Source organism: Caldimonas thermodepolymerans, assembly GCF_015476235.1.
GTDB lineage: Bacteria > Pseudomonadota > Gammaproteobacteria > Burkholderiales > Burkholderiaceae_C > Caldimonas > Caldimonas thermodepolymerans.
Map to the genome: position 1 here is coordinate 1,787,488 of NZ_CP064338.1, position 14,688 is coordinate 1,802,175.

General features: G+C 66.2%; 21 protein-coding genes and 1 pseudogene. 18 read left to right on the forward strand and 4 right to left on the reverse strand.

The features are described 5' to 3' along the window. Positions 1-147: 147 nt before the first annotated feature. From IS481_RS08405 to IS481_RS08475, 15 genes are all read left to right on the forward strand, one after another. Positions 148-1,638: a tyrosine-type recombinase/integrase gene (locus IS481_RS08405; protein ID WP_104356615.1), complete on the forward strand. Its 1,491-nt coding sequence runs from the start codon at positions 148-150 to the stop codon at positions 1,636-1,638. Positions 1,639-1,658: 20 nt separating this feature from the next. Then, complete coding sequence (locus IS481_RS08410) at positions 1,659-2,045, forward strand: hypothetical protein (protein ID WP_104356616.1); 387 nt, start codon at positions 1,659-1,661, stop codon at positions 2,043-2,045. A gap of 73 nt (positions 2,046-2,118) precedes the next feature. Then, positions 2,119-2,397, forward strand: coding sequence for a helix-turn-helix transcriptional regulator (locus IS481_RS08415; protein ID WP_104356617.1), 279 nt, complete (start codon positions 2,119-2,121; stop codon positions 2,395-2,397). A 44-nt stretch (positions 2,398-2,441) separates the two neighbouring features. Further along, positions 2,442-2,804 (forward strand): helix-turn-helix domain-containing protein, encoded by a 363-nt coding sequence (locus IS481_RS08420; protein WP_194963347.1) that lies wholly within the window; start codon positions 2,442-2,444, stop codon positions 2,802-2,804. 163 nt (positions 2,805-2,967) lie between these two features. Continuing rightward, entirely contained in the window at positions 2,968-3,183 is a 216-nt protein-coding gene (locus tag IS481_RS08425; RefSeq protein ID WP_170067444.1) for a helix-turn-helix transcriptional regulator, read from the forward strand. Then, entirely contained in the window at positions 3,180-5,513 is a 2,334-nt protein-coding gene (locus IS481_RS08430) for an AAA family ATPase (RefSeq protein WP_104356619.1), read from the forward strand. The genes IS481_RS08425 and IS481_RS08430 overlap by 4 nt, the downstream gene beginning before the upstream one ends. Positions 5,514-5,824: 311 nt before the next feature. Next, positions 5,825-6,070, forward strand: a complete 246-nt coding sequence (locus tag IS481_RS08435) for a hypothetical protein (protein WP_146079514.1) — start codon at positions 5,825-5,827, stop codon at positions 6,068-6,070. Between the two features lie 123 nt (positions 6,071-6,193). Beyond that, positions 6,194-6,745 (forward strand): hypothetical protein, encoded by a 552-nt coding sequence (locus IS481_RS08440; protein WP_104356620.1) that lies wholly within the window; start codon positions 6,194-6,196, stop codon positions 6,743-6,745. 61 nt (positions 6,746-6,806) lie between these two features. Further along, positions 6,807-7,517 (forward strand): hypothetical protein, encoded by a 711-nt coding sequence (locus IS481_RS08445; RefSeq protein ID WP_104356621.1) that lies wholly within the window; start codon positions 6,807-6,809, stop codon positions 7,515-7,517. A gap of 5 nt (positions 7,518-7,522) precedes the next feature. After that, the gene (locus IS481_RS08450; RefSeq protein WP_146079515.1) at positions 7,523-8,164 is read left to right on the forward strand and encodes a hypothetical protein; all 642 of its coding nucleotides are present in this window, start codon (positions 7,523-7,525) and stop codon (positions 8,162-8,164) included. Positions 8,165-8,174: 10 nt separating this feature from the next. Then, positions 8,175-8,405 carry a hypothetical protein gene (locus tag IS481_RS08455; protein WP_104356623.1) on the forward strand — a complete coding sequence of 77 codons (231 nt, stop codon included), beginning with the start codon at positions 8,175-8,177 and terminating at the stop codon, positions 8,403-8,405. Next, entirely contained in the window at positions 8,402-8,626 is a 225-nt protein-coding gene (locus IS481_RS08460; protein WP_104356624.1) for a hypothetical protein, read from the forward strand. The genes IS481_RS08455 and IS481_RS08460 overlap by 4 nt, the downstream gene beginning before the upstream one ends. Beyond that, a complete protein-coding gene (locus tag IS481_RS08465) occupies positions 8,626-9,114 on the forward strand; it encodes a hypothetical protein (protein WP_104356625.1) in 489 nt (162 codons plus the stop codon). The genes IS481_RS08460 and IS481_RS08465 overlap by 1 nt, the downstream gene beginning before the upstream one ends. Next, entirely contained in the window at positions 9,111-10,901 is a 1,791-nt protein-coding gene (locus IS481_RS08470) for a terminase (protein WP_104356626.1), read from the forward strand. The genes IS481_RS08465 and IS481_RS08470 overlap by 4 nt, the downstream gene beginning before the upstream one ends. Further along, on the forward strand, positions 10,898-11,134 hold the full coding sequence (locus IS481_RS08475; RefSeq protein ID WP_104356627.1) for a hypothetical protein: 237 nt from the start codon (positions 10,898-10,900) through the stop codon (positions 11,132-11,134). The genes IS481_RS08470 and IS481_RS08475 overlap by 4 nt, the downstream gene beginning before the upstream one ends. On the opposite strand, the gene IS481_RS08480 is transcribed toward IS481_RS08475, so the two are convergent. From IS481_RS08480 to IS481_RS08490, 3 genes are all read right to left on the reverse strand, one after another. Then, positions 11,106-11,393: a hypothetical protein gene (locus tag IS481_RS08480; RefSeq protein ID WP_146079516.1), complete on the reverse strand. Its 288-nt coding sequence runs from the start codon at positions 11,391-11,393 to the stop codon at positions 11,106-11,108. The two genes, IS481_RS08475 and IS481_RS08480, sit on opposite strands and share 29 nt — an antisense overlap. After that, positions 11,390-11,692 carry a hypothetical protein gene (locus IS481_RS08485; RefSeq protein ID WP_146079517.1) on the reverse strand — a complete coding sequence of 101 codons (303 nt, stop codon included), beginning with the start codon at positions 11,690-11,692 and terminating at the stop codon, positions 11,390-11,392. The genes IS481_RS08480 and IS481_RS08485 overlap by 4 nt, the downstream gene beginning before the upstream one ends. Before the next feature lie 119 nt (positions 11,693-11,811). Continuing rightward, positions 11,812-12,108, reverse strand: coding sequence for a hypothetical protein (locus tag IS481_RS08490; RefSeq protein WP_146079518.1), 297 nt, complete (start codon positions 12,106-12,108; stop codon positions 11,812-11,814). A gap of 183 nt (positions 12,109-12,291) precedes the next feature. On the opposite strand from IS481_RS08490, the pseudogene IS481_RS08495 reads away from it, so the two are divergent. From IS481_RS08495 to IS481_RS08505, 3 genes and pseudogenes are all read left to right on the forward strand, one after another. After that, a pseudogene (locus IS481_RS08495) lies at positions 12,292-13,582 on the forward strand (ISL3 family transposase). 50 nt (positions 13,583-13,632) lie between these two features. After that, positions 13,633-13,863, forward strand: a complete 231-nt coding sequence (locus tag IS481_RS08500; RefSeq protein ID WP_232529506.1) for a helix-turn-helix domain-containing protein — start codon at positions 13,633-13,635, stop codon at positions 13,861-13,863. A 108-nt stretch (positions 13,864-13,971) separates the two neighbouring features. Further along, positions 13,972-14,193, forward strand: coding sequence for a hypothetical protein (locus tag IS481_RS08505; RefSeq protein ID WP_104359104.1), 222 nt, complete (start codon positions 13,972-13,974; stop codon positions 14,191-14,193). 296 nt (positions 14,194-14,489) lie between these two features. Here the strand turns inward: IS481_RS08505 and IS481_RS08510 are convergent, their stop codons facing one another. Further along, positions 14,490-14,687 (reverse strand): hypothetical protein, encoded by a 198-nt coding sequence (locus tag IS481_RS08510; protein ID WP_146079570.1) that lies wholly within the window; start codon positions 14,685-14,687, stop codon positions 14,490-14,492. Position 14,688: the final 1 nt, after the last annotated feature.

The window sequence follows — 14,688 nt, forward strand, 5'->3', positions numbered from 1 at the left end:
GTCGGTAGAAATGACGGCACATTCGCGGTGACTCGAATCCCTCCGAGCCGATACCGTCAAGCTGTTTTGACGGTATCGGGAGAGGCCCAAGGAACCGAAATGCCCCGACAAAGCCCCCCGCTTGCCCCTGCGCAGAAGCAGGCGGCCATGTTGACCTCCGCCCCCGACGGCGTGTTCGTGCCCGTCGAGGACGCGCAGACGGCGCACTTACCGTCAACCTTCAGCCCCGCTGACGGTACCGTTCTTCGCAACGCTGACGGTATTCGTCAGCGCAAGGGCGCAGCCCTGACCGATACCAGCCTCAAGGCGCTCAAGCCACAGGCCAAGGCGTACAAGGTGACCGACGGCGGCGGCATGTATGTGGTCGTGTCGCCTTCCGGTACCAAGACCTTCCGCTACGACTACCGCCTTGACGGTAAGCGCGAGACGCTGACCGTCGGGCGCTACGAGCCCGGCACGGCGAACCGCACCGACTCCGAACTCAAGGCGCTGGACTACGGCGCTGTCGTTTCCCTGAAGGACGCCAGAGCCCTGCGCGACCGTGCGCGGCGTAGCGTCGAGGCTGGCGTTTCTCCGTCCAAGGCCAAGGTCGAGAAGCGCATTGCCAGTGCCGACGCCGATACTTTCGGCGCGTGGGTGAAACGGTATTTCGAGCACAAGGCTGACCCCAAGAGCGGCAAGGAGCAACTGGCCGACTCGACCCTGGCCCTGCGCAAGTCGGTTTACCGTCGCATCCTTGAGGAGCCGCTGGGCAAGAAACGGCTGGACGAAATCAAACCGACGGCGCTGGCCGCGCTGCTGGACCAGGCGAAGGCCGAGCGCGGCCCTGGCCCTGCCGTCCATGCGCGCGAGTTGGTGCTTCTGGTGTACCGCTATGCCATCGGCAAAGGCGTCGAGGTGGACAACCCGGCCGAGAAGATCGCCCGCAAGACCATTGCCACCTTTCAGGCACGCGAGCGCAACCTGACCCGGCACGAGATCAAGACGTTCTTCGAGGCGCTGCAACACACCGCAACGGCCCCGACGCTGCGCCTGGCGGTCAAGTTCATGCTGCTGACGGGTGTGCGCAAGGGCGAGTTCATCGGCGCGACCTGGAAGGAGATCGACTGGGACCGAGCGACATGGACGATCCCGAAGGAGCGGATGAAGGCCGACCGCGAGCATGTGGTCTACCTGTCCGAGCAAGCGCTCGACATCCTGACCACGCTCAAGACCTGCTTCCCGTCGAGCAAGTTCCTGCACCCTGGCCGCTACGAGCGTGATGTGCCTATCAGCAACGCCACGCTGAACCGCACCATTGACGCGACGGTCAAGCTCATCAACGAGAAGCGCGACCCCGACGCTGAAGAGTTCGAGACGTTCAGCGTCCACGACCTGCGCCGCACGTTTTCAACCAGGCTCAACGATGCGCTGTTCCCCGAGGCCCTGATCGAGGCCTGCCTGGCCCACGCCAAGAAAGACCAAGTGGCGGCGGCCTACAACCACGCCAAGCACGCAGCTCCCCGCCGGGCGCTGATGCAGGGCTGGGCCGACATGATCGACTGCTGGATCAAGGGCGAGAGCGCCAAGGACGTCGTGGCTCAGACAAAGGCGAAAATCGACGAAGCGGCGCACGACGACTCGGAGCTCGATCTATGAACCGAACTGAAGCAAGGGGGATGTGGCAACGCATCGCCGATGGAGGGCTCACCGACCTGGACAGCCAGGACGCGGCGCACCTGCACGCCTGGATCCGGGGCGTCGCGTCCAGGATCCTGTCCGCTGACGATGGGTCTGACGCCGGCCAGCGCCCTGGCCGCGTCCTGGCGGCTGTCGGGCTCTCTGGCAAGCCCGACGGCTACGCCGCCCTGCGCGAGGTGGTCAACGACGTCGTGTGGGAGTTTCCGGTCATCACCGCCGACGGCGAGCTCGACGAGACCCGCGCCCAGCTCGTGCGCCAGATGGTGGAGATAGCCCGCCAGCGGGGCCTGCTCAAGGGCGTCTACGCGGTCGACGACAAGCAGGCCACCGACCTGATCAGGAAGATCCTGCGCAAGCAAATCTAGAGTTTCTTGGGTTAACGCGCCAGCCATCGGTGCATAAATTCCGTGTCGTTCACCCACTTTCAAAGGAACGACGATGGAACAGAAAACCAGGCGCACCCTTCGACGTGATGACGTGCTGCGCAAGACTGGGCTGAGCCGCACGAGCCAATACATGCTCGAACGTGCTGGTGACTTCCCGAAGCATTTCCTGCTGACGCCGCGCTGCGCTGTCTGGTTCGAGGACGAGGTGGACGCCTGGCTGGACGCACGGAGCAAGGCCGCCATCAAGGCAGCCACGGCCCCGGATCACACGCTGCGCCAAGCATTCGCCGGTCGCGGCAAGCAGAAGCTGACGCGCGAGGCGCTGGCCTGAAGGCCGCAGCCAAGATCGCCAAGCAAGGCCGCCGAGGATCGCTGATGCGGCAGCCACTCGTTGCGGTCAATGACCAGGGGCGGCGCATCGGCGAAGGCCATCCGCTGGCGCGGCTGTCCGACGCCGAGGTGGACCTGATCCACGAGCTGCGCGAGGCCGGCATGAGCTACGGCGAGCTGGCGGCGCGCTTCGGGGTGAGCAAGAGTTGCATCGCGCACATCCTAACGGGCCGTCGCCGTGGTGAAGTGCCAGCCGCCTGGGTGCCGCGGCCTGTCAAGCCCGCCAAGCCCGCCGCGCCGCGCAAGCGCACGCGCACCAACAAGAGGCCGAGCCAGCCAGCGGAGCAGGCCGCGGAGCCGCAAGGCGCTGTGCTGTTCCAGCAGCAGCTCAACGCCGCCTGGCGTTGAGGCAGCCCGACCAGGTGCGACCCCCGCCGGCCAAGGAAGGGGGCGCGCCGCCCCGGCCCCGACCGGCCCGCGCTGCCGGGCCGTATCCATGAAGCCGGAAACCTGCGCGAAGATGCACTCAACGGTTCGCCAACACGCACCGTTACCTGAAAGGAGCCCACCCATGAAACCGACCAACGACATCGACCCGTTTCTCACGCGCACCCAGGTGCGCGCCCTCTTCGGCGGCATCTCACGCAGCGCCCTTCGCAACTGGGAGCTCAGCGGCAAGCTGCCTCCGCCCGTGCGGCTGTCCGCCCGCGTCATCGGCTGGCGCCGGTCGACCATCGAGGCGCTGCTGGAAGGCCGCGGCGTGAAAGAAAGCGGAGGTGCCCGATGAGTAAGACGCAGACCTGGATGGATGTCTTCGGTCCAAAAGAAAACGCCCAGCTGGCGGGCCGGGCGCAATCAGTGGGCAAGAAAGGACACGTACAGACGAATGATGCAGCAACTGCGACAGCCACGCAAGTACACGGACACGAGCCGCTCATCGAGCCCGCGCGGCCAGAGGAGTTCGAGATCATCACCGAGGCTGCCGTGAAGCAGGCGGAGCAGGTGCTCCGCACCCTGCGGGAGCCGCTGGTGACGATCACCACGTTCGCTCGCGCTAAGGGTGCGGGTGCGACCACGGGCCGCCGCCATGATGTCACCTGGGACCGTCTATGCAAGGTGCTGAGCGCCCCGAAGGAGCACCCCAACAAGGACAGCCTGCCGTTGATCAAGTTCTCCCGCATGCCGGGCGATTCTCGCGCTGCGGGCACCATGCCGGAGAACATGACGGCGGTCGTCGGGGACTACGACGACGGCGAAGTGTCGGTCGACGAGGCCGTTGCCCGCCTGTCTGCAGCCGGCATCTCTGCCGTGGTCTACACCACCCGTCGCCACCGGCCCGAAGCGCCCCGCTGGCGCGTCATTGCGCAGCTGGCCAGCCCAGTCGCGGTTGCAGAGTACGCGGAGCACGTGGACCTACTCAACGGGGCCCTGGGCGGCATCCTGGCGCCCGAGAGCTGGGAGACCACGCGGTGCTACTTCTACGGCAAGGTCAATGGTGTCGAGTACCGCTGCGAGCAGGTGCCCGGCGCCCCGCTCGACATCAAGGCGGTCGCTGGCGTGGACTGGGAACCCATCGGCAAGCCCGGCGGAGCCAGCACAAAGCCCAGCAAGGCCGAGCCCGTCGCTGACGACGACAGGGCCTTTGAGCGCGCCATCACCCTCGGCAAGGTGACGGACAGGACCATGCACGATCTGGAGTTTGCGCTCGAGGCCATCAAGGACTTGGCGGACGATCGCGAGAAATGGGTCGACGTCTTCCTGGCCTTGGTTTCCCTGAAGGGCACCGAGCACGAGGACCATGCCCGGCAGCTGTACGAGAAGTGGAGCCGGAACAGCACGAAATGGTGTGCGGCGGAGGACGACGAGCACAAGTGGGACCGCGAGAGCGCCCGCGACATCACCTACGCGTCTATCTTCAAGTGGGCCGACGAGCACGAGGAGAAGCTCGGTGTGGCCAAGACGGAGAGCTGGCGGGCCAAGGCCAAGGCGGCGTGGGAGGGGAAGACCATCGCCGCGCTGGGCTCCAACGTCGTGCCCTACACCGAGTTCGCCGGGACGATGGAGCCGCCCAGCTACGTCTGGCACCGGGTCCTGCAGAAGGGGTGCCTGTACGCGCTGACGGCGAAGTGGGGGCACGGCAAGACTGCGGTGATGATCACCGTGGCCCTGCACGTCGCCACCGGCCGAGCGCTGGGCGGCCATCAGGTCAAGCGTGGGCGTGTGCTCTACCTCTGCGGGGAGAACCCCGCCGACGTGCGGTTGCGCGTCGCAGCTGCCGTTTTGAAGTTCGGCATTGGCCATGCGGAGCTCGCCGGGCAAATCTTCTTCACCCGCCGGCCGTTCGCCCTGGACAACGAGGTGGAGCTCAAGCGGTTCGTGCAGGAGGCCAGTGCATTCGGCCCGTTCGGCCTGGTCTTGATCGACACCGGCCCGGCGCACTCCTCGGCCGAGGAGGAGAACGACAACCGGGAGATGCACAAGCTGGCCATGGCCATGCGCGATCTGATGGGGCCGCTGGGCAACCCGGCCGCCGTCGCGCTGATGCACCCCACCAAGGAGGCGACCCGTGACAACCTGCAGCCGCGCGGCGGCGGTGCGTTTTCCGGGTCCATCGACGGCGAGCTGTGCGCCTGGCAGGAGCAGGGGCAGGTCGACTTCTTCCACCGCACAAAGTTCCGCGGCCCTGGGTTCGACCCCATCCGCTTCGTGCTCGAGCGGTTCGAGCTGCCTGGGATGGAGGACAACTTCGGCGAGCCCGTGGTGACTGTGGTTGCGGTCGAGTCGAGCAACGCGGAGGGCATGCCGATCTGTCGCAAGCCGCTGACGGGCGCCGCGGCGATCGCGCACCGCGCGCTCGAGACCGCGCTGGACGACATCGCGGTCCGCCGGGAGGTTGACGGCACCTTTGCCAGGGAGGCGTCCCGCGCGCTCAACTGTCCGGCACCCGAGGCCGCCGTTCACATCGACGACTGGCGGCGAGTGGCCTACGACATGGGCATCTCGGAGGGTGACGGCGAGGCCAAGAAAAAAGCGTTCAGGCGTGCGCGCGGTAAGCTGGTTGACGACGGCATCGTGAGGGTTTGGAAGGACCTGTACTGGCTGCCGGAGGCCGCATGAACGCCGCGGCGGTAGGGGGACAAGGGGACAACAGGGGGACATGTCCCCTCTATGTCCCCCTTACGCGGGGAGGAGGGGGACAAGGGGACAGCAGGGGGACATGTCCCCTTTTGTCCCGGCCAGTAGGGGGACGGACAGGGACAAAACCCTTAGGTTTGTCCCCTGTCCCCCTGGTTGTCCCTGTCCCTGGCCGCCCCCTCTCCGCAGTGGGCAAAGAGTGTTGTTCGGGGGGCGGTGCTCGAAATTGAGCCACCCCCGTGCTTGAAATTGAGCGCCCGCCGCAAAGCGCCCAACCTGAAGGATTCCACTACATGAAATCCATTCGCCTTGTGAAAACAACCGCCCGCGGCGTGCCGGTTGGCGACGACCACCCGAACACCCGCTGGCCCGATTCCATGGTCGCCAAAGCCCGGGCGCTGCGAGCCAAGGGCTGGACCATCCGCGCCATTGCCGGGCACCTGGGCGGCCCGCACTACACGACCGTGTGGCGCTGGCTCGCAGGCATAGACCGAAAGCCCCCGGCCAAGGTGGTCGCGCGTCTGGTTCATTCCGAATAGTTCAAGTTGAATCGCCAACAACCAAAGAAAGACAAACCGGGGCGACCACTTACGCACGCGCGCTGCTCTGCATACCGCCATGGAAACCGACAAAGCGCGTGAGTGGCCCCAGAAAGCACAGCCGTGACGACCACCCACGACCCCACACCCGCCGAGCTCGCCGACGGCCTGTGCCTGTTGCGGCAGTACGGCCTGCCCCAGGTGCGCGACCTTCTAATCCTCGCCCACGGCGCGGACCGCGGCCCGGCGCTGGTGCGCCGCATCGACATGCTGCTGCGACAAGCGGAAAACCTCTGCGCCGCCGAAGTCCTGTTCGAGCTGTACAGCGACGGCCGGCGCCTGCAATGTCGCGCCAACGGCCAGCACATCCCGTTCGACGGCGTGGGGCTCGCGCTGGCGTGGCTCATCTTCGCTGGCATCCAATGCCGCGAAGCGCCGCTGCGGCCCGACCTGGTGTTCCAAGGCAAGCGCTGGCGTGCAAGCACCAAGCAGGCGCTCGACCGGGCCGAGGCCGCTGCTGGGCGCGCCAGCCCCGCGCTGGCCCGTGCCATCAAGTCGCTGGGCATCGAGGGCGGGCTGTTGGTTCAGAAACACAATCCACAGGTGCACGTGCGCTGCACGCTCGGCGACGAGCTGGCCGAGCTGTTCCGAACGGTCGACGTGAACCAGGCGTGAACTATCAGCACGGCGCGCGCTGACACCGGCACCATGGGGGCACCTAGAGCAAGGAGCCCCCATGGCAACCGTAAAGCCCGACCGATTCAGCATCGACAACCAACTGCTCGCGCGCCTGAGTGACCTCAAGAGCGCGAAGCTCGCCTACCGCGAAGCCTGCCTGCTGCTGGCGCGGCAACCCGACGACGAGGAGCGCAAGCACGCCGTCGCCGTGCTTGAGGCCGAGATCAAAGTCCATGAGATGGCCATCGAGCGGCTGGAGGCGGCCAAGCTCGCGCAGGCCGAGGCCGATTCGGAGCAGGCCAAGGCCGACCGCATCAACACCGCCCGCGCCGCCGCCGAGGCCGCGGCCGCTGCCTCTGCCCGCATCCGCGCCACGCTGGACCGCCTGGTGGACGCGTTCGAGACGACCATCGGCCCCGCGCTGGCCGAGCTCGAGGCCCTGCACCGTGAACGCGCCTCCCAGGCGTGGGCCGTGGCAACCGGCACACTGGGCCGCGCGGCTGCCAGCCGCAGCGCAAACGCCATATCGCGCCTTGCCGGCCAAGACCCGGTGGCCTCGGCCCTTATCACCCTGCTCGTCCGCTCTGGCCTCGGCCGCGTCGGGCCGAGCCTTGCCCCGTATGTCTCCGTCGGGGCCCCGGCCGGTGGCGTTGGCACGCCCGCCGAGGCGCTCGAACGGTTCGACGCACAAGCCAAGAACCTCGACGCCTTCCTGGCCGAGACCATCGAGAGCGCGACCCGCCCGCAACCCGCAACGACGGAGGAATGAACACCATGAGCACGTTTGAAGACATGGCCGCCAAGATGTTCGGCAGCACGACACCAACCAGCCAACCGCCGGCACCGGCATCGGACAACAGCTACGGCGTCGACGACGAGCAGGCTGCCAAGATGTATCCCCACCTGAGCCGCGGCCAATCCCCCCAGGTCCAGGGCGACGGGCATGAGCCGATGTCCGACGAGAAAAAGGCAACGGTGATGTTCAGGGAGACCGATCCGGCGCTGACCTACCGCGACGCGGTCCAGGCCATCGTGAACTCGGCCATGGAGGATCACCTGCAGGACCGCGAGACCGCCGGCCAGATCGCTCGCGAGTGGGGCAAGGTCTTCGTGCGCCACGACCTGAACGCCACCGAGGCCAAGGAGCTCGCCGACATCGGCGCGTCGGCGCTGCGCACACCGCCTACGCCTGAGCTCGAGGCCACCTGGGCCGAGACTGCCATCACGCAGCTGAAGGCCGAGTACGGTGTGGAGGGCGCCGGCCAAGCCCTGCGGGATGCGCGCGCCTACATCGCATCCGTGCAGGGCGCCGCTGAGCTGCTCGACGCGCTGGGCCTGGGCTCGTATCCGAAGGTGGTGGCGATGGCCGCTGCTCGAGGCCGCGCGCTGCGCCTGGCCGGCAAGCTGAAGCGCTGAGGAGGCGGCCATGGACGGACACGCACACACCAAACAACCGCCGACGGTGCAGGCCACCTGGACCAGCGACGGCACCAGCTATCGCATCACGTGCCCGCACTGCTTCCGCGTGCACGTCCACGGGCCGCAACCTGGCCACCGCGCCGCGCACTGCGAGCCGGGCACACCCGGCAAGGTGCTGGGTTACTTCATCGAGCCGCCTGCGGACCAGGCGCCGGCAGACAAGGAGCGCTCAGCATGACCCGGCCCGCACCCACCACCCCGCTGCCAGCGCAAATCCTGGACCTGCTCGCCGCCCACTACGGTGAGCCAAGGTCCGCCCAGGCCGAGCAGCTGCGCGACGCTGTGGCCCAGCTCGTGGGCCTGGCGGCGCGTCAGCGGGCCATGCGCGAGCTCATCGCCCACGACGATGCTGTGTGGGATCGGTTGAAGGTGGCGCCGATGCAACGGAAGGGGCGCTGATGGCAGACAACGATCGCGACAACGCTGGCCGCTTCAAGCAGGGGCATTCGATCAAGAGCCCTGGGCGACCTGTGGGCCCGAGCCGCGCCGAGCGCCTGGCCGAGGCTATCGAGCCGCACATCCCGGAGATCGTGGCCAAGGCCATCGAGCTGGCCAAGCTGGGCGATCCTGCCAGCATGAAGCTGGTGCTCGAGCGCTACGCGCCCATCGCCAAGCAGGACGGCGAGCGCGTCATCGTGGAGGGTTTTGCATCGGCGCCCACGCTGGAGCTCAAGGCCCAGGCCGTGATGGTCGCGGTGGCCACCGGCCAAGTGACCGCCGAGGCCGGTGAGCGGCTGCTTCGCACGCTGGACGCCTATGCAAGGGTCGTGGTGGCCGACGACCACGAAAAGCGGCTGCAAGCCCTCGAGGCCATGCGCGGTGCGCCCAAGCCCATCACCCTGGACGCTGGCACCGGCCAGCCCATCGACCTGGAGGACCTCGCGTGAGCGCCAGCCGAACCAACGCCATCCAGCGGCGGCTGCGCCGGCTCGAGAGCAGCGCCATCACCGCCGCCACGGGCGACCTGCGCCAGCGCATCGTCCAGGCCAGACAGTCGGCACAGCCCACGCACAGCTACGACGAGCTGCTGGCGCTGGCCCAGGGCGATGACCTGCGTGCACACATCGCCCGCGGCATGCTGCGCATAGGCTTCTACACAGACGGCTCGCATCGCGCGGTGGCGCCTGACCTCGACCCCGAGCAGCTGCTGCCCGCGATGGCCGGCTACCTCTACGACAAGCCACTGGACTTCGTGCTATTCGCCTTCGACTGGGGTGTGGACCGCGCGCTGCGCCTGGTCAAGCTCCCAGACGAGTACCGCCTGCAGTACGACAGCGACCACGGCCCAGACCTGTGGGCGTGCGAGTTGTTGGACAGCATCGGGCGGGAGGTGCGCGCCCGTGCGTTCGACGGCGCCAGGGCCGTCGAGGCCGTCCGCGCCGCCGTCTCCAGTGGCCACGGCATCGGCAAGTCGGCCCTAACAAGCTGGCTGGTGCTGTGGATCATGACGACGCGGCCCAACGCGCGCGGTGTGGTGACGGCCAACACCAGCCCGCAGCTGGAGTCGAAAACCTGGGCCGAACTGGGCAAGTGGCTGCGGCGGTCGGTGTTCACAGAGTGGTTCGACATCACCGCCGGCAAGGGGAGCATGCGCATGATCGCCAGGGGGTTCGCCGAGTCCTGGCGCTGCGACGCGCAGACCTGCCGTGAGGAAAACTCGGAGTCGTTCGCCGGCCTGCACGCGGCCGACTCCACGCCGTTCTACATCTTCGACGAAGCCTCGGCGATCCCTGCCAAGATATGGGAAGTGGCCGAAGGCGGTATGACCGACGGTGAGCCCATGTGGTTCGCATTCGGCAACCCAACCCGCACTGGCACGCGTTTCCACGGCTGTTTCCACGGCCAGCGCCACCGCTGGATGACGCGCCGCGTCGACAGCCGCTCCTGCCAGATAACCAACAAGACCCAGATCGAGCAGTGGGCGCACGACTACGGCACCGAGTCCGACTTCTTCAAGGTGCGCGTGCTGGGCGACTTCCCCAGCCAGTCCAGCCTGCAGTTCATCGGGCGCGACCTGGCGCTGGCAGCGGCAACACGCGACCTGCCATCGGCTCGAGGCGAGGCCATCATCGTAGGATGCGACATCGCGCGATTCGGCGACGATTCAACGGTGCTCTACATCCGCCAAGGCCGCGACGGCCGCACCTACCCGCCGATCAAGCTCAAGGGCGCGGACACGATGCAAGTGGCCAGCCGCATCGCCGAGCAAGTCAACTTGTTCCGCAGTGCTGGGCATCACGTCCTTGTCGCCATCGACGGCGGTGGTGTGGGCGGTGGCGTGATCGACCGCCTGCGCTCCATCGGGTACGACGTAGACGAGGTGCAGTTCGGTGCTCGTGCGCTGGACCAGCGAAAGTACGCCCAGCGCCGCAGCGAGTTGTGGGGTCTGATGCGCGACTGGTTGAAGGTGGGCGCGATCCCCAACGACCAGGAGCTGCTGGACGACCTGACCGGCCCCGAGTACGGGTTCACCAGCACCGAGCAGGTGCAACTCGAGCGCAAGGCCGACATGAAAGCACGCGGGCTGTCATCGCCCGACGTGGCCGACGCGCTGGCCATCACCTTCGCTGTCGAGCCGCCGATGCCTGGCGAGCAGGACTTGCCCGGAGCCACGCACTCTGAGCGTGAGCGGCTGATTGTGCTCGACTTCAACCCCTATGCCGGCATGCGATGAGTCGACCCATCCACACCTGGCTGGTGGTCACCACGATGCCCGACGCGCAGGGCGTCGAGACCGTGCTGCTGGGCAAGGCCACCTACGACGATGAGGCTGACCTCTTGACGGTGTCGACGCTGGCCACGCCTAAGCGGCTGCACCAGACCACGCAGGGTGGGCACGGCGACCTGCAGGCGCTGGCCAAGCATCTGCTGCGTTCGCTCATTCGGGACGCATCGGCGCGGTCTTGAGGTGTTGCTGCTCGCGGGCCGTGGTGAAGGTCCGTGGGTTTTCCTTCTGCCACTCCCTGAATTTGGCCTTCGAGACGTTGCGGCGCACGAACCGCTCCACGTACAGGTCATTACGGGCCTGCAGCTCTTGCAGCAAGGATGCAGCTGACGTCGGTGTCCACGTTGCCTCCCATAGCTCCAGGTCGGCGTTGGTCTTGGCTGAGAGCAATGTGTCGGGGATCAGCACCCGGTCTGCAAGGGGCAAGCTGGACGTGGTCATGCCTTGTCGATTGTGCCGGGTACCTTGCAAACACGGTGGGCGACCTTGAGCAGCTGCTCAAGTCCAGGCGTGTTCTTCTCGAATCCAGGGTTCCAGTTGGGTGTGTAGACGTTCGCCCCGTTAGGGCCAATGCAGATGGTTACCCAGTTTCCATCATCGAAACCGTAGTAATGGTAGTAACAACCCCAGTCGTCAGCTTTTGTAGAAACGTCAGCTCCAAGTGAACGTGCGAGCGGATCGAGTTCCCTGCGGATATTTCTAAGCCGAAGGTGACCGCGAATCCAGTCTGCGATCAGCATCACAGTCTTTCTAGACTTAGGTGTTCTTTCGCCAAATCCCAAAGTAGGACCCGACGAAGATCAGAACACCCATCGGCAGTGAGCCGCCCAACATCAGTGCTACGAGGTTCACATGGCACCTATTTGAGACGATGCTTCACAAACACAGCACCAGCAAACATTGGCACGAGAAAACCTGCGACTGTTGTCTGAGTTTCTTCGTCCATCCCCAAGATGCTAGCCATCACATATGCGGAAACGGCTACCGCAGACACAAACACCCATGTGCTGAGAAAGAAGACGAGCTTCTCACCAGCTAAAACCGGAAAGATTGCCCCTTTGCCCGCAAGGAACTTGCCTGCAAGTAAAGCAACGATACATGGCACCAAAGAACCCAGCGCAATCAACCAGACTTCCCGCAGCATTTTTTCATCCATTCGGTATTTTGTAGAAAATAGTCCGTGGACTCTGAGTCTACTACGAGACGGCTCTTCGTCATTTCGTGTGGAACCCAACAGTCACAATGACTCCTGGTCGTCGAGCCCGGTGGGCATGTGTGCAGGCCGCTGGCCGGCCTGTGCACATGTCCACCGGGCGGGTTTGATCAGGAGGATGAGTCCATGGGCATTGCCGTGGAAGCTCTGTTCACCAGCGCGCTGGGCTTGCAGCCGCCGTAGGTCGTCGATGACGTCAGGCTCGACACCGCTAAGCGGCGTATCGACTTCGAGATCGGCTGCCACACCAGCAGGCTCGCCTGCCCGGCATGCGGCCACGCAACCGGTGCACGACCGGCTGCGCCGATCCTGGCGGCACCTGGACTTCTTCCAGTTCGAGGCCTGGCTGCACTGCGACGTGCCGCGCGTGGCCTGCGGTGCCTGCGGCAAGACCACGCAGGTGGCCGTGCCCTGGGCGCGTCCGGGCTCGGGCTTCACCGCGGCGTTCGAAGCGCTGGCGCTGACCTTGTGCCTGGACCTGCCGGTGCGCCAGGCCGCCGAGTTGCTGCGCTGCAAGGACAAGCGGCTGTGGCGGCGCATCGAGTTCTACGTCGCGCAGGCGCGTGCGCTGGAAGACTTCGCCGGCGTGCGCACGGTGGGCATCGACGAGACCAGCCTGCGGCGCGGGCAGCACTACATCACCGTCGTGCACGACCTGGATCGCAAGCGGCTGCTGTTCGCCACCGAGGGGCGCGAGCACCGCACGGTGGTGGAGTTCGCCGAGGATCTGAAGGCCCATGGCGGCGATCCCGCCCAGGTGCGGCACGTGTGCATGGACATGAGCGCAGCCTACGCCAAGGGCGTGGCGCTGGCGCTGCCCCAGGCGCAGATCAGCTACGACCGCTTTCACGTCGTCTCGATGGCCATCGATGCGATGGACCAGGTGCGCCGCGCGGAGATGGCCACCGACGCGCAGGCGGTGCGAGCCGCGCTGGGCGCTGGCGGCCGCAAGACGCTCAGGCAGCTGCTGTGGGGCATGCGGCGCAACCCCAGCACCTGGAGCGCCCGCCAGCTCGATGCCATGCACTGGCTGCAGCGCTCGACGCTCAAGAGCGCGCGGGCGTGGCGGCTGAAGATGGCGCTGCGCGAGGTGTACGCGCGGGCCACAGCGCACAACAGCATCGAACAGGCCGCATCCGACCTCAGGGCCTGGCTGAGCTGGGCGCGGCGCTGTCGGCTCGAGCCGTTCAAGAAGCTGGCCGCCACGCTCAAGGAGCGGTTCGACGCGGTGGTGCGCGGCATGGTCGATCACCGCAGCAACGCCTTCGTCGAGGCGATGAACGGGCTGCTGCAGCAGGCCAAGCGCGCCGCACGCGGCTTCAGGACGAGCCAGAACTTCATCGCCATCGCCTATCTACGCATGTCCAAGCTCAAGCACCTGCCGGCCAGCCCATTCGCGCCGGCGATGCCCCAGTGACAGTGTTGCTTTCCACACGAAACGACATGGAGCCCTGGAGACTCGTGCTCGTGAAAAGCACCGAGTTCCAGCGGCTTCAAAAGCGCCTGGCCGAACGGGTCAGGAGCTACCGCAAGCTGCGCAACATTTCCCAGGAAGATCTGGCCGATCTGGCTGAGATCGATCGCACCTACGTCTCGCAGAGCGAGCGTGCGGTGGGTAACCCTTCACTGGGTGTCATGGTGAAGGTCGCTGGTGCGCTCGACGTTCACGTCACTGATCTGCTTCAGCCCGCCACCTAGGTTGACCCTCGACGGCGGTAGACTTTCTGCATCGTGAGGTGCCAACTCGTTCGCGCACGCCGTGATGGCGTGCCTCTGACCAGCAAATCGACCCGGCCCAAGCCAGACGTGGGCCTGCTGGAGGTGCTGTCGTCCGTGCAGGACACGGTGCTGGGGCGCGCAGTTACCGTGGCCAGGTTCGCGGGCACACAGCATCACGAACTGATCAACGTTGAGATTGTGAAGCTCACCGGCAACGAGATGATCCTGTCGGGCCTCGAGCGCCGGTATTCTGAATTTGGTGGCCGGGCAGACTACGCCCAGACTTGGCTGCTGAAGTTGCTCCCCTGAATACGGGATGTGCAGCAGCGCTGGCTGCAACGATGATGCAGGTGCGCGTTCCTCCCTGAACCGCTGCCGGGTTAGGTGACACTGCCCGGGCTTGGCCCCCACCCTGGCGGTGGGGGTTCTTTTTTGGCCTCGACAGGTGGCGTAGGTGAAGCCGCCGCATCCTCCTGGGACGCTGGCGATTTTGCTGTGGAAGAGTCTCTGCGCTTCGGCCCGGGCATCACGAGCCCGGCACCGAAGAGGCGCGCAGCCTCTTCATCTGACATTTTGGTCACTGGCACAGTCGTTGACCCTCCTGGTCACCCCATAGGGTTCTGCCATTCTGGCTTGATCTTCCCGTCCTCGTCCCAGAAGCCACCGGTCTCACGCCGGCGCTGGTTGCGCTCGTGCATGGCGATCTGAGCACGCAGGCCCTGCAGCATGGGGTTGTCAGCCGGCACGCCCTCGGCTTCGAGCCGGGCCAAGGATTCGCGCAGCAGTTCAAGTTGGGTTGCCATG